This is a genomic window from Pseudomonas sp. MWU16-30317 (assembly GCF_020515695.1).
Classification (GTDB): domain Bacteria; phylum Pseudomonadota; class Gammaproteobacteria; order Pseudomonadales; family Pseudomonadaceae; genus Aquipseudomonas.
Window position 1 is genome coordinate 41,090 of record NZ_JAIWJA010000012.1, and the last position, 14,209, is coordinate 55,298.

Below are 14,209 nucleotides of genomic sequence, written 5' to 3' on the forward strand. Positions count from 1 at the left end.
CAACTTCCTGAGAGTTCAAGAGGCGGCGCGCGGCGGGAAAATGCGCGTCGGCAAGATGGGAATCAGCGCGATCAGCAGCACGGCGACGGCGCCCAGGCAGAGGTACAGGTCGGATGAGGTCAACACCACGGCCTGCTCGTGCAGACGCTGCGCCATGTGCTGCGGGGCAATGCCTGCGGTCACCGATGGATTGCTGCCATAGCGATCAACCAGCATCGTCGAATGAAAATGCAGCCGGTGCAGCGTCACGGTTTCCAACGCGCTGCTGGCGGCCACGGCGGCAAAGCCTTTGACGGTGTTGAACCACGCCGACGCAAAGGGGCCGTCGGCGGGTTGCAAGCCACCCGTGGAGAGCATCAGCAAGGGCACGACCGCCATCGGCTGGGCGAAAATCATGATCATCTGTATCAGGTAGAAGTCTTCGCGATGCCACGCCTGGGTGACATGGGAACCGATCAGGCACGCCAGCGCCAGCAGCCCCAGGCCCACCGCCAGGACAAGCCGGCAATCGACGACACGGTTGTTCAACAACGCGACTACCAGCGGCAGAGCGAGCAACTGGGGCACTGCCACCCACAGCAGCACTGGTGTGGTCTGCAACGGACGATAGCCCTGCACCTCGGCGAGAAAATTGGCCGGCACGATGATCACACCGAGCAACACGAACAGCACGCCACCGAGGGTGATCAGGGCGTGGGTGAGGTTGCGATTGCGCAGCATCTGGATGTTGAAGAAGGGTATCGGGGCTGACCACTCGTTGACCAAGAACAACACGAACAACGTCACGCCACCGCCGATCAACAGACGTATGAGTTGATCGTTGAACCAATCCAAGCGCTCACCCTGTTCCAACCCCAGGACGATCATGATCAACGCCGGCATGCCCAACAGCACACCCCGCCAATTGAACTGCTTGAGCCGTTCCAGCTTCAGGGGGTCGCGGGGCAGGCCCCAGGCGATGCACGCCATGGCGATCAGCGATGCCGGGATGATTTGCCAGAACGCATACTGCCAACCCAGGTACTCGACGCACCAGGCCGCCAGCGGCAGCCCGAAGCTCGGGCCGAAGGTGGCAGTGAGTGCATAGCCGCCCAGGCCGTAAAGCTTGATACCGGGCGGCAAGAAACGCAGCGCCGCCGACATCAACATCGGCGGCAACGCGCCACCGGCGAAGCCCTGGAAAACACGCAGCACCAGCAGCGCTTCGTAGTTGGGTGCGAAGGGGCTGAGCAGACCCAGCAGCGTGAATACGCCCATCGCCAATAGCGTGAAGCGGCGCAACGTGAAAGTGGCGGCGCACCAGGGGGCGAACGCCATGGCCGTCACCGAAGTCGCCGCGTAGGTCGCCAGCAACCAAGTGCTCTGGTCGTAGCTCAAGCCCATGGCGCCGCGAATATCCGGCATGGCGAACTTGGTCACGTTTTCGTTGAAGCCCGACACCAGGACGGCCAGCAGAATACCGATCAACCCCGTGGCGATGCGCACGCCAAAAGGCGCGGCGCCAGGCTTGGCGGGAGCACTGGCCGGCACGCCGCGTGCAGCTGAGGTTAACGGGCTGGCCACCGAGTTCACGAGACCACACCCGCTGATGGAACGGTTGGTGCTATCAACGAAGCCATGTTCATTGCTCCTGACGATGAAGGAGCAAGGATCTTATGCAGTGACGCGAGGGCTCAGAAGTGACATTTTGCTACGTCTGAGTTAACCGAAACGCAATCGGGAGAGGTCTGTTCGAGCGACGGCCATTACGCGCCGCTACGGCCGAGCAGGCAGTTGCCCAGGCCTGCCGGCGTCACTGACCTTCAGCGCTCGCGTTCGCCGCCAAGCGCGCCTGCTCCAGCGCCGCAGCGAATGCAGGCTGGCCCGCTGCGTCGAAATGGCTGAGGAACAACTCCTGCACGGCGCCTTCGTACACCTTCCACATGCGCTTGCGCAGGGTCTTGCCCTTGCTGGTGATACAGGCAATCGCGCCCCGGCCATCGGCCTCCGTGCGGCGCCGTTCGACCAGGCCCTCTGCCTCAAGGCGGTCCACCAGGCGCGTGAGGTTGTAGCGCTCGATCACCATCACATCGGCCAGCTCATGCATACGCCGCATGCCCTTGGGGCCGCTTTCGATGCCCCACAGAGCGTCATACCAGGCATAGGCAGGCAAGCCTTCGGCCGCCAGGCGGCGCTCGATTTCGCGAATCAGCGAACGGTGGGCGCGGACGAAGTTGAACCAGAGGTCGGATGCTGCCTGAGCCATGGGCTCTCCTGAAACGCCGGGGGATTTTAGTTGCAATTGTACGCTAGCAAGGGATAGATTCAGTACATAGTTGCATTTGCAATCAAAAATAATCCACAGCCCTCGTTGGCTGGCATCACGCCCTTCAGGGACCCGCCCGTAGGGTTCCCGCCAACGCTGCCCAAGGAGATTGCCATGCACGAGCAATCGACGCTTCAGGACAAGGACCCGCAAGAGACCCGCGAATGGCTCGACTCGATGGAATCGGTCATCGACGTCGAAGGCCGCCCCCGCGCGCACTATCTGATCGACCAGCTACTGGACTTCGATGTCGCCCGCCACGGCGACTTCCACGGCCGGGTCACCACCCCCTACGTCAACAGCATCGCCCCCGAACGCGAACTGCCCTACCCCGGCGACCTCGGTATCGAGCGCCGCATCAATGCCTTCATCCGCTGGAACGCCCTGACCATGGTCTTGCGCGCCGGCAAGCATTCCGGCGTCGGCGGCCACATCGCCAGCTACGCGTCGGCGGCAGTGCTCTATGACGTCGGGTTCGATCATTTCTTCCGTGGCCGCACTGACACCTTCGCCGGCGACCTGGTGTATATCCAGGGCCACAGCTCACCGGGCATTTATGGCCGGGCCTTCCTCGAAGGCCGTCTCAGCGAGGCACAGTTGGACAACTTTCGCCGAGAAACCGACCGCGACGGTATTTCTTCCTACCCTCACCCGCGCTTGATGGGCGATTTCTGGCAATTCCCCACCGTGTCCATGGGACTTGGCCCGATCACCGCCGCCTACCAGGCGCGCTTCATGCGCTACCTGGAAAACCGCCAGCTCAAGGAACATCAGGGCCGCAAGGTCTGGGCCTTTCTGGGCGACGGAGAAATGGACCAGCCCGAATCCCTCGCGGCCATCTCGCTGGCCGGGCGTGAGAAGCTCGACAACCTGATCTTCGTGGTTAATTGCAACCTGCAGCGTCTCGACGGCCCGGTGCGCGGCAACGCCAAGGTCATCCAGGAGTTCGAGAGCCTGTACCGCGCCGCCGGCTGGAACGTGATCAAGGTAATCTGGGGCAGCGGCTGGGACCGGCTGCTGGCCCAGGACCGCAGCGGGCTGCTGCGCCAGCGCATGATGGAATGCGTCGACGGCGACTACCAGAACTATAAATCCCAGAACGGCGCCTATGTGCGCGAGCATTTCTTTGGCCGTTACCCACAGCTGCTGGAGCTGGTCGCCGACATGAGCGACGACGACATCTGGAAGCTGTCCCGTGGCGGCCACGACCCGCTCAAGGTCTACAACGCCTACGCGGCCGCCATGCGCCACAGCGGCGCACCCACGGTGATCCTCGCAAAGACCGTGAAGGGCTTTGGCATGGGCGAGGCGGGTGAAGGCCAGAACATCAACCATCAGCAGAAGAAGATGGGCATCGACGCCCTGCGCGCCTTCCGCGACCGCTTCGAGCTCAACCTCAGCGACGCGCAACTGGCCGAACTGCCCTATCTCAAGCCCGACGCCGACAGCCAGGAAACCCGCTACCTGCAAGCCGCGCGCGCCAAGCTGGGCGGCTATGTGCCGGCGCGTCACGCCGAGGTCCCACCACTGGCCATACCACCGCTCGCCGCCTTGGCGGCCCAGCTCAAGGGCACCGGCGAACGCGAAATCTCCACCACCATGGCCTTCGTGCGCATCCTCAGCACGCTGCTCAAGGACAGGCAGATCGGCAAGCTGGTAGTGCCCATCGTGCCCGATGAGTCGCGCACCTTCGGCATGGAAAGCCTGTTCCGGCAGATCGGCATCCACTCCCACGTGGGCCAGCTCTACACCCCGCAAGACGCTGGGCAGCTCAGCTATTACCGGGAGAGCAAGGACGGCCAGATCATGCAGGAGGGCCTTAACGAATCCGGTGCCATGTCATCCTGGATCGCGGCCAGCACCGCGTACGCCAACCACGGCGTGATGACTATCCCGTTTTACATCTACTACTCGATGTTCGGCTTCCAGCGCATCGGCGACCTCGCCTAGGCCGCCGGCGATGCCCGTGCCCGCGGCTTCTTGCTGGGCGCCACGTCGGGGCGCACCACGCTGATGGGCGAAGGCCTGCAGCATGACGACGGCCACAGCCACGTACTGGCCTCGACCATTCCCTGCTGCGTCGCCTACGATCCGACCTTTTCATTCGAACTGGCGGTGATTATCCAGGAAGGCATGCGGCGCATGTACGTCGAGAATGAAGACATCTATTACTACATCACCTTGCTCAACGAGAACTACCCGCACCCGGAGATGCCCGAGGGCGTCAGCGCGGGTATTCTCAAGGGGCTGTATTCGTTATCGAGTACCGAGGTGAACCAGGGCGTGCCCCATGTGCAGTTGATGGGGTGCGGTTCGATATTGCGCGAGGTGATCGCGGCGGGTGACATCCTTGCCCGTGACTATGGGGTCAGCAGTGACATCTGGAGCGCCACCAGCCTGACCGAACTGCGCCGTGAGGGCCAAGCCGTGGAACGCTGGAACCTACTGAACCCAGACTCAGTGCCCCGCACTTGCCATGTCGAAGATTGCCTGGCCGACCGCCACGGACCGGTGGTAGTCGCCAGCGACTATATGAAGATCTTCGCCGATCAGATCAGGCCTTTCGTACATGGCCGCCGGTTCGTGGCGCTTGGCACCGATGGTTTCGGTCAGTCGGATACCCGGGAGGCACTGCGCCGACATTTTGAAGTGGACCGCCAGTTTATCGTGCTCGCCGCGTTGAAGGCATTGGCCGACGACGGCGCCATAGCGCGAAGGGTCGTCTCGAAAGCCTTGACGGAAATGGGCATAGACCCTGCCAAGACCGACCCAGCAAGCGTCTGATGACGCCAGATGCTATTTCGCCTTTATCTCAGGGCATTCAGGTCAATGGGAGAGAGCGTTTTTAACCTACATAGCGACCATCCGGCCCTAAAATTTTATAGCGCTAAACTGGTCGTATTTGATGCCGTATCGGGTCCGTGATGATCCTATCAAATCCTGGGTGGCAACCCTGCGCGGCCTCAGCCAGCCAATGCTTTCGGCCCAACTCGATAAAATGCTGCAAATTGGGCCAGGCCGCGCATTGGTCCGGTTGAGACGCAAAATGATCATCCCGCTGGAAATGGTATACGCCGATTTTTTCTCGCCTCTGCCAGTCGTATACTTTTAAGCGGCGGCTATGGCCCCGGGCAGCATGCGTCTACCAACCAAGGAATACGTCGACGACAGTATTCCAGATAGGTGCGGACAACGGCAGAAGGATGGCGGTGCGCAGGATAGAGAAGATTCAGGGAAAACTCAGGCAATGGATAGTCAGACAGCAACTGCACAAGTTGTCCCCTTCGGATGGGCTCCTTGACAATGAAGGGGGGCAGTTCGGTGATGACTTCGCCTGACATCGCGCTGTGCAGCAGGTGCATGCTGTCATTCGTTGAAAGCACTGCATTAGGCTCCATCGATAAGTCTGGGAATCGCCAAGTCGAGGTCGTATTTGTACCAAGGCTCCATGTTGCGCAAGGAAATCTGCTCAGATCCTGCGGACTGTTCGGCCTGCCATTCGACTCGAGAAATAGTGGGCTGGCGACCAAGACATGCCGATAATCGAGCAGATGCCTGGCGATCAACGACTCGTGTTCTACCCTGCCGACGCGAAGTGCCACGTCTATGCCGTCCTCGACGGGGTGAACGCGGCGCTCCGTCGAAAGCAGATGCACGCGGATGTCGGGATGGTCCTTCTGAAAGTCTGAAATCAACTGCCACCAAGGCGAGAACGAAGGCGGCACTGACAAGCGCAGCTTGCCTTTGATGTGAACCTGGTCGCTGACGAGCGCGTCTCGCCCTTCTTGCAAGAGATCCAACCCCCGGCTTGCGTGCTCAAAAAGGCGCGCGCCGGCTTCGGTCAGCTTTACGCCCCGGGCTGAACGTTCCAGCAATTCCACTTTGAGTTCCTGCTCAAGTGCACGAATTCTGCGGCTTATAGTTGGCAGCGGCACTCCCAACCGCTCCGCGCCTGCGGTCATACTTCCAGCCTGGACGATTGTTACCAGCATCTGCACCGCATTGAGATCCATCGATCGTCCTCTCATTTATGAAAGCCATGGTCTCATCTGTGGCCATTCTCTTTCAAACCTGTGGCACCTAAAGTGGCGCCTCTTTTATGAATAGGGAAAGCCCAAGTGTCTTTATCCACGTTCGTCGTTATTGCCAAAATCGCCCTGCAGCCTGGCGCACTTGCCGCCTTCCTGCCAGTGGCTGCAGCAGATGCAAGGGATGCGTTGGCTACGGAAGCGGGATGTATGGCGTTCAATGTTCTGGTGCCAGAAGATGATGAGACCTACGTGGTTTTTCATGAAATCTATCGCGACCGGGCCGCATTCGATCTTCACCTCACCCAGCCTCACTTTCACACCTTCGAGCGCGACGCTGAACATCTGATGATCGGCAAGCCGCAGATCACTTTCCTTAGCGCTTACTCAAGCTGAGGCCAGCAGCATGCTCGCCCGTCGCGCTTAATTTTTTGGAACTCAGACACCATGAAGCTCTTCGTTTACGATCACTGCCCCTTCTGCGTGAAGGCCCGCATGATTTTCGGACTCAAGCAAACAGCCGTCGAACTCGTCATCCTCATGAACGATGATGAGGCCACGCCCATCCGCATGATTGGCAAAAAAATGGCGCCGATCCTTCAAGACGCTGATCAGTATCTGGCCGAGAGCATGGATATCGTTGCCCATATCGATGGTCGGTCCGGCGCGAAGATCTTGTCCGGCTCAAATAATCCAGCCTTGGCGCAGTGGAACAAAGACGTGACCAGCCCGCTTTATTCGCTGGCAATCCCACGTTGGGCCGTCTCGGATTTCGAGGAGTTTTCTACCCCCGCCGCGCGTGACTACTTCACCCGGAACAAGGAGCGCATGCTCGGCAGCTTCGAAGGCCATCTGGCCGCCAGCCCCGATTATATCGCGTCGCTGAACCAGCAATTGCTGGCGCTCGAACCACTGATCCAGTCCCCGGACGCGGTGAATGGCGAGCTGTCAGAAGACGACATCCATCTGTTCGCCACTTTGCGTAGTATGTCGATCGTGCGAGGCATCGTGTATCCGCCTGCTGTCGAGGCTTATCGAGTTCGCATGGCCGAACGCAGTGGGATCGACCTCCACGACCCAATAGCGATCTAAGCGGCCCAAATCCAGCACCAGAAGGCCTGGGGGTCGTAGCAACGCTAGACCGAAACCATAGAGAGGGGCTGCAATCATCGATTGCAGCCCCTCTTTGCGTTTCGGCCGGCTTGACGTCCGTTGTCGGGCAGCGCCCGGCAGTCCAACCACGCAGTCATTGCCAAATGGATAATTGTTCCATTTTTCGGAACTATTAATCGCGCCTGCTCTTATTTATCTCTAAAAAAGGATCTATATCATAGCCCTATCACAACGCAACTCTCCTATTGAACAGAAGGAAACGACACCATGATCGACTCACGCACTGCCCCCTATGCTGCACTCGTCATGCGCCTGGCGCTCGGCATCATGTTCATTGCCCACGGCCTGACAAAGGTCCTGGTATTCACCCCCGCTGGCACCGTCGGCTTCTTCGAATCCATCGGGTTCCCAGGCTTCCTCGCCTATCCAGTCATGGCATTCGAAGTGGTGGGCGGTCTGATGTTGGTCTTGGGCGTTTACGCTCGCTGGGTAGCCTTGATTGCGGTCGTACAGCTCTTCGTCGCATCAACCGTACACTTCGGTAATGGCTGGAGCTTCACCAACGCCAATGGTGGTTGGGAGTATCCGATCTACCTTTGTGTGACTGCGCTGGTTGTCGCACTGCTTGGCGATGGGCCCTTTGCTCTGAAGTCTGCAAGCAAAGGGTAGGTCTGGAGGGGCCGTTACCGATCGCTTGAAAGCCTTCCGTACATTTCTACCCGGTTGACCGCTGCGCTCCCCTTTCTTCAACCGGGTTTTTTCCATGAGCGAATTCACATGGCCTCTAACAAACTCTGGCCAATACTGGCGCTGTCCTGGGTCTGCTGCCATTCAGCGTTCGCGCAAACTCGGCCTGCAACCAAACCGATCATCACATTGGCATCTGCCAAAGCGGCAGCGTCGTCAAGCACAACGCAGGCCCCTGCAAGACGCGCGCCCTTCGTCACCAGTGCCGTAGACGACAAATGGAAGGTGGAGTGCCGGTCCTGATCGACGGAAAACTCGTCGGCGCCGTTGGCGTCGCCGGTGGGCTGTCACCCGAGGACGGCACATTCGCAGAAAAAACCGCTGCGATGATGGGTAAGCACTGGGTCCTGCACTGGCGAATTCAAGCTACCAGCAGCACAGGATTGCGCCGTTCATGTCGTGATGTGGCGGCTTGACGCATCACTGCCGCTATACTCCCCTCCAGTACATATATATACTCCCTACCAGTACCCGCATAGCCATCTTGTCAGGATTGACTAGGATTATCTCGATGCCACATTCACCCGAAGAGAAAAAACGCGTCTTGGCCAGAGTCCGACGAGTTCGGGGGCAACTGGATGCGCTTGAATCAGCCCTGCAGGCGGGAGCCGAATGCGGTCCGGTGCTGCAGCAGATCGCCGCCATGCGGGGCGCTGTGAACGGACTGATGGCCGGCGTACTGGAAAGCCACCTGAGGGAAGAGTTCACCGCTTTAGTCAATACATCAGACGCCCAGCGATCTTCGATCGATGAGGTGATTTCTCTGGTGCGCACCTACCTGAAATAGCCGCCACGGCCACATGCCGATGACGGTGGCACTCTCAATGAGCACTACCCTTTGGAGAAAACCCTATGAAATCTCGTGCAGCAGTTGCCTTTGAAGCAGGTAAGCCGCTTCAAATTGTTGAGATCGACGTAGCACCCCCTCGTGCAGGTGAAGTGCTGATCAAAATTACCGATACCGGCGTTTGCCACACGGACGCCTTCACCCTGTCCGGTGATGATCCTGAAGGCCTGTTCCCTGTCGTACTCGGTCATGAAGGCGCCGGCATCGTGATTGAAGTCGGCGAAGGCGTTACCAGCCTCAAGCCTGGCGATCACGTCATCCCGCTGTACACCGCAGAGTGCGGCGAATGCCTGTTCTGCAAGTCGGGTAAAACCAACCTGTGTACCGCCGTGCGCGCTACCCAAGGTAAAGGCGTCATGCCCGATGGCACCAGCCGCTTCTCTTACAATGGCCAGCCGCTGTACCACTACATGGGCTGCTCGACCTTCAGCGAATACACCGTGGTCGCCGAGGTTTCGGTGGCCAAGATCAATCCGGATGCCAATCCTGAACACGTGTGCCTGTTGGGCTGTGGCGTGACCACCGGCATTGGCGCAGTGCATAACACCGCTAAAGTCCAGCCGGGCGATACCGTCGCCATTTTCGGTCTGGGCGGCATCGGCCTGGCAGCCATTCAAGGCGCTCGTCAAGCCAAAGCCGGTCGCATCATTGCCATCGACACCAACCCTTCCAAGTTCGACCTGGCTCGCCAGTTCGGTGCCACCGACTGCATCAATCCGAAAGATCATGAGCAGCCGATTCAGCAAGTGATCATCGAAATGACCGGCTGGGGCGTCGATCACTCCTTCGAGTGCATTGGTAACGTTCACGTAATGCGCGCTGCGCTCGAGTGCGCCCACCGTGGCTGGGGCCAATCCATCGTCATCGGCGTCGCCGGTGCCGGTCAGGAAATCTCCACTCGCCCATTCCAGCTGGTAACCGGTCGTACCTGGAAAGGGTCGGCGTTCGGTGGCGTCAAAGGGCGCACCCAGTTGCCGAAAATGGTTGAAGACTCGATGAAAGGCGAAATCGAACTTGCGCCATTCGTGACCCACACCATGCCGCTGGAGCGCATCAACGAAGCGTTCGACCTGATGCACGAAGGCAAATCCATCCGCACTGTCATCAAATACTGACAGGTTGCCCGGGGCGCGAGCCCCGGGGAGCTTTTCGTATCAACCCTGAGCAATTCTGGAGATACAAATGAGCAATGTAAAACTGCATCCTTCACTGGACGCCGGTATCAAGCCAGCCGCAGCTGATTTCGCGGGCGGCACCTTGCAGTGCTTGTGCGCAACCAACAAGGTTGAAGTCAAGATTGACGCGCAGACCCTGCACAACCACGCCTGCGGTTGCAGCAAATGCTGGAAGCCTGAAGGCGCCAAATTCGCGGTAATCGCCGTAGTGCCACGTGACAAGGTCAGCGTGACTGCCAACGCAGCCAAACTGGCTATCGTCGATGACAGCGCCACCATCCAGCGTCATGCTTGCAAAGACTGCGGCGCGCACCTGTACGGTCGTATCGAAAACACTGGCCACGCATTCCACGGCCTGGACTTCGTACACACCGAACTGTCGCCACAAACCGGTTGGGCTGCTCCAGGCTTCGCGGCATTCGTGTCGTCGGTCATCGAAACCGGTACTCCACCGGCCGAAATGGACGGTATCCGTGCTCGCTTCAACGAGATCGGCCTGCCAACCTATGACTGCTTGTCTCCAGCACTGATGGATGCTCTGGCAACTCACACCGCCAAGCAGAACGGCGTGCTCTGAGCGAGCTGAAATTGCCTTAGTGCGTAGCAACAAACCCGATAGCACTTAGTGTTATCAGGCGTACCCGTTCGCCCTTGATAAAGCCACCGAGCGGGTACACCGTTTTTTCTTGATCATTTCAAACTTTATTAGTGGCGTGACTGTACCCAATAGACCAAGAACTTCCCCCTACACCGGAGTCCACAATGAGCCTTGAAATCATCTCGTCCCAGAAGAGCTTCGGCGGCTGGCATAAACGCTACAAACATCGATCTGAAGTCCTCGACTGCGACATGGTTTTTGCCGTGTATCTGCCCCCGGCCGAACAAACCGACAAGCTGCCGGTCGTGTATTGGCTAAGTGGCTTGACCTGTACCGATGAGAACTTCATGCAAAAAGCGGGGATTCAACGCATCGCCGCCGAGCTGGGGCTTATCATCGTTGCACCTGATACCAGTCCCCGTGGCCCGCAGGTGCCCGGTGACCCTGACGGCGCTTGGGACTTCGGTCTGGGTGCGGGGTTCTACCTCAATGCCACCGAGGCACCATACGCCAAGAATTACCGGATGTATGACTACGTCGTGGATGAGCTGCCAGCGTTGATAGAGGCGAATTTCCCAGCGAGTGACGTGCGCAGTATCAGTGGGCACTCCATGGGTGGGCACGGGGCTTTGGTGTGCGCCCTGCGCAACCCTGGGCGTTATCGCTCGGTATCGGCGTTCTCACCTATTTCGCATCCGATGAAATGCCCGTGGGGTGAAAAAGCTTTTTCGCGCTACTTGGGTAATGACCGCAGCAAATGGCGGGAATGGGATGCGACGGTATTGATTGAAACCGCCAGCGAACGGCTGCCGCTTTTGATCGACCAGGGCGAGAGTGACGATTTTCTCGAAACGCAACTCATGCCTGGCGCGCTGAAACAGGCGGCAGAGAAAGCTGCGCAGCCCATCACGCTGCGCTTGCAGCCGGGGTACGACCACAGCTATTACTTCATCGCAACGTTCATTGAAGAGCACCTGCGCCATCACGCCCAGGCATTGGCATAGTCGGCAGCCCTGACTTCCGTCCGTCGCGCAATACCGTACTCAATTACCCCATGACGATGAAATAGTCTTTTGCAGGTTTTGCATTGAACAAGGTGAAAAGCGTCGGTATAAATACTGACAGTTTCTATTAGCCACCCTCACCCGATGCTGACCACTGTGAAATCGACCTCAGATACGCCCAAACCCGTCAAATCTCGCAGCCGGTCGTCAATCGGCGCGATTCGCAGCCCGCAAAGTACCGAAGCGATTCTTGATGCTGCTGCGGCGATTCTCGAGGAGCGGGGCTATCGCGCCTTCACGATGGACGCACTGGTCGAGCGTGCGGGGTCGAGCAAGCCGACCATCTATCGCTGGTGGCGCAGTAAGGGCGCACTGCTGCGGGATGTCTATGAACGCACCGCCCTGACGTTCGTGGCTTCCCCTGACACCGGAGAGCTGCACAGTGATCTGGTGACACACCTGCGGTCGTTGTGGATATGGTGGCGCTCGTCCAGTGCGGGAGAAACCCTGCGTAGCTATTTCACCGAAATCCAGCTTGATCCGGCAGCCATCCAAGAGTTGCGCGAGGAGTTCATGCCCCGCCGCGAACGGACACTGCGCAAGATTTTTGCCAGGGCCGTCGAGCGCGGTGAGATCCATGCGCAAGCCGATACGGGTGTGGCGGTGTCGATGCTGACCGGCATGTCGTGGCTGCATCTGATGGCTGGAAACCTGGACAACCTGCAGTTCATCGATGATGCGGTGGGCATCCTGGTCAATGGGTTGCGGGCTCAAACACCCCGGTAAATTTTTTTACCTCTAACGACACTGTCAGTGTTTATTAACAGCGACGGAGCCTGATGCCCGTCGCGCCTCTCAAAACAGCGAAGAGCAGGGCTTGTGCTGATGAAAACATTCAATCTGAAGGGCGCGCCGTCTCTGCCCTTCTATTGCCGATACCGTGGCCAACTTTCAATTGCCCTGGTACTGACTGCCTTGGGTGGTTGTGGCTTCAGTGGGCTGAAACCGCAATCGCGGCTTGTTGATCCCACCGGCGTCGAGCAGACGATGGCCGACAGCACAGTGCCTCTTTCGCCAGCGGCCTGGCCCACTACCGACTGGTGGCGCGGATTCAAGGATGCACAACTCGATAGCCTGGTAAATGAGGCGCTGGCCGACAGTCCCTCACTGCGCGCCGCTGCCGCTCGCGTGCATCAGGCGGGTGCTTTCGAGGCCATTGAAGCTGCCACGCTGCTGCCTACCGCGGACGCGAAGATGAGCACCGAACGTGAACACTTCAGCGCCAACGGCACCACGCCAGCGCCGGTCAAGGGTACGTGGCAAAACATTGATCAAGCGACGTTCAACGTCGGCTACGAGCTGGATTTCTGGGGTAAGAACCGATCCGCCGTCGAAGCCGCAGTAGGCCGTCGCCATGCCTTGGAAGTAGACGAGCACGCCGCCGCGCTGATGCTGTCTGCCTCGATCGTTCAAGCCTACATCGCGTTGCACAATACCTATCAGCAGCTGGACGTCGCCCAGGCGTTACTCAACCAACAGCAGCAAATCGAGAAGCTGACCCAGCAACGATTCGCCGCCGAGTTGGGTACCCAGATCGACATCAAGCAATCCCAGGCATCGCTCCCTGCCAGCCGCGCAGCCATCGCCGCGCTCAAGGAGTCTATCGAGCTGGATCAAAACAAGCTGGCAGCGTTGCTGGGCAAAGGCCCTGACCGCGGACGCAGCATCGCTCGGCCCCGGTTGCAGGCGAGCGACACTTTAACGTTGCCGACCCACATCGCCGCGGAGCTGATCGGCCACCGTCCTGACGTCGTCGCGCAACGCTGGCGAGTGGAAGCCAGCGGCCATGAAATCGACGTGGCCAAGGCGCGCTTCTACCCCAACGTCAACCTGACATCGTTCATCGGCATGCAGAGCCTGGCCTTCGATACGTTCAACGATCGCAGCAGCCGCATCGTCGGTTTTTCGCCGGCCATCAGTCTGCCGATCTTCGAGGGTGGCCGCCTGCGCGGCAACCTCGATGCGCAGGACGCCGCTTACGACATGGCGGTGGAGAACTACAACCAGACCGTGGTCGATGCACTGCGTGATATCGCCGATCAGTTGGCCTCGCTGCGCTGGCTCAAGGAGCGCCTGAGCGAACAGAACGAAGCGGTGGCGACGGCTCAGGCGGCTTCGGACCTGGTCAACAAACGCTACGGCGCCGGGCTCGCGACCTATCTGCAAGTACTGGCCACGCAGAACGCGACCCTGGCCGAGCAGCGTCGATTGGTCGACCTGCAATCGCGTGGCCTGTCGCTGCAGGCCAATCTGAGTCGAGCGCTGGGCGGTGGCTATCGCCCTGAGATCGCGACACCGACCAACGTCTCCCCTACCCTTGCTGACAAATGAC

At 59.3% G+C, this 14,209-nt stretch carries 13 protein-coding genes and 1 pseudogene; 11 read left to right on the plus strand and 3 right to left on the minus strand.

All coding sequences use genetic code 11. The annotated features are described in order from the left end of the window. Nucleotides 1–15: 15 nt before the first annotated feature. Nucleotides 16–1,530 carry an MFS transporter gene (locus LIX93_RS25995; RefSeq protein WP_226507045.1) on the minus strand — a complete coding sequence of 505 codons (1,515 nt, stop codon included), beginning with the start codon at nt 1,528–1,530 and terminating at the stop codon, nt 16–18. A 262-nt stretch (nt 1,531–1,792) separates the two neighbouring features. Further along, the gene (locus tag LIX93_RS26000) at nt 1,793–2,245 is read right to left on the minus strand and encodes a MarR family transcriptional regulator (protein ID WP_226506922.1); all 453 of its coding nucleotides are present in this window, start codon (nt 2,243–2,245) and stop codon (nt 1,793–1,795) included. 174 nt (nt 2,246–2,419) lie between these two features. Here LIX93_RS26000 and aceE point away from each other — a divergent pair. After that, nucleotides 2,420–5,089, plus strand: a pseudogene (aceE, locus tag LIX93_RS26005) (pyruvate dehydrogenase (acetyl-transferring), homodimeric type). A 335-nt stretch (nt 5,090–5,424) separates the two neighbouring features. Here aceE and LIX93_RS26010 read toward each other — a convergent pair. Continuing rightward, on the minus strand, nt 5,425–6,318 hold the full coding sequence (locus LIX93_RS26010) for a LysR family transcriptional regulator (protein WP_226506923.1): 894 nt from the start codon (nt 6,316–6,318) through the stop codon (nt 5,425–5,427). A gap of 105 nt (nt 6,319–6,423) precedes the next feature. On the opposite strand from LIX93_RS26010, the gene LIX93_RS26015 reads away from it, so the two are divergent. From LIX93_RS26015 to LIX93_RS26060, 10 genes are all read left to right on the plus strand, one after another. Further along, nucleotides 6,424–6,729: a putative quinol monooxygenase gene (locus LIX93_RS26015; RefSeq protein WP_226506924.1), complete on the plus strand. Its 306-nt coding sequence runs from the start codon at nt 6,424–6,426 to the stop codon at nt 6,727–6,729. A gap of 51 nt (nt 6,730–6,780) precedes the next feature. After that, the gene (gene grxB, locus LIX93_RS26020) at nt 6,781–7,425 is read left to right on the plus strand and encodes a glutaredoxin 2 (protein ID WP_226506925.1); all 645 of its coding nucleotides are present in this window, start codon (nt 6,781–6,783) and stop codon (nt 7,423–7,425) included. A 288-nt stretch (nt 7,426–7,713) separates the two neighbouring features. Beyond that, the gene (locus LIX93_RS26025) at nt 7,714–8,115 is read left to right on the plus strand and encodes a DoxX family protein (protein WP_226506926.1); all 402 of its coding nucleotides are present in this window, start codon (nt 7,714–7,716) and stop codon (nt 8,113–8,115) included. A gap of 296 nt (nt 8,116–8,411) precedes the next feature. Beyond that, nucleotides 8,412–8,609, plus strand: a complete 198-nt coding sequence (locus LIX93_RS29765; RefSeq protein WP_346015244.1) for a heme-binding protein — start codon at nt 8,412–8,414, stop codon at nt 8,607–8,609. A 95-nt stretch (nt 8,610–8,704) separates the two neighbouring features. Then, nucleotides 8,705–8,980, plus strand: coding sequence for a formaldehyde-responsive transcriptional repressor FrmR (gene frmR, locus LIX93_RS26035; RefSeq protein ID WP_226506927.1), 276 nt, complete (start codon nt 8,705–8,707; stop codon nt 8,978–8,980). A gap of 65 nt (nt 8,981–9,045) precedes the next feature. Further along, nucleotides 9,046–10,155, plus strand: coding sequence for an S-(hydroxymethyl)glutathione dehydrogenase/class III alcohol dehydrogenase (locus tag LIX93_RS26040; protein WP_226506928.1), 1,110 nt, complete (start codon nt 9,046–9,048; stop codon nt 10,153–10,155). A 67-nt stretch (nt 10,156–10,222) separates the two neighbouring features. Next, nucleotides 10,223–10,792 (plus strand): S-(hydroxymethyl)glutathione synthase, encoded by a 570-nt coding sequence (gene gfa, locus LIX93_RS26045; protein ID WP_226506929.1) that lies wholly within the window; start codon nt 10,223–10,225, stop codon nt 10,790–10,792. 185 nt (nt 10,793–10,977) lie between these two features. After that, entirely contained in the window at nt 10,978–11,817 is an 840-nt protein-coding gene (gene fghA, locus LIX93_RS26050; RefSeq protein ID WP_226506930.1) for an S-formylglutathione hydrolase, read from the plus strand. Nucleotides 11,818–11,961: 144 nt separating this feature from the next. Further along, nucleotides 11,962–12,603, plus strand: coding sequence for a TetR/AcrR family transcriptional regulator (locus tag LIX93_RS26055; protein WP_226506931.1), 642 nt, complete (start codon nt 11,962–11,964; stop codon nt 12,601–12,603). Nucleotides 12,604–12,702: 99 nt separating this feature from the next. After that, nucleotides 12,703–14,208 carry an efflux transporter outer membrane subunit gene (locus LIX93_RS26060; protein WP_226506932.1) on the plus strand — a complete coding sequence of 502 codons (1,506 nt, stop codon included), beginning with the start codon at nt 12,703–12,705 and terminating at the stop codon, nt 14,206–14,208. The last annotated feature ends 1 nt before the right edge of the window (nt 14,209 follow it).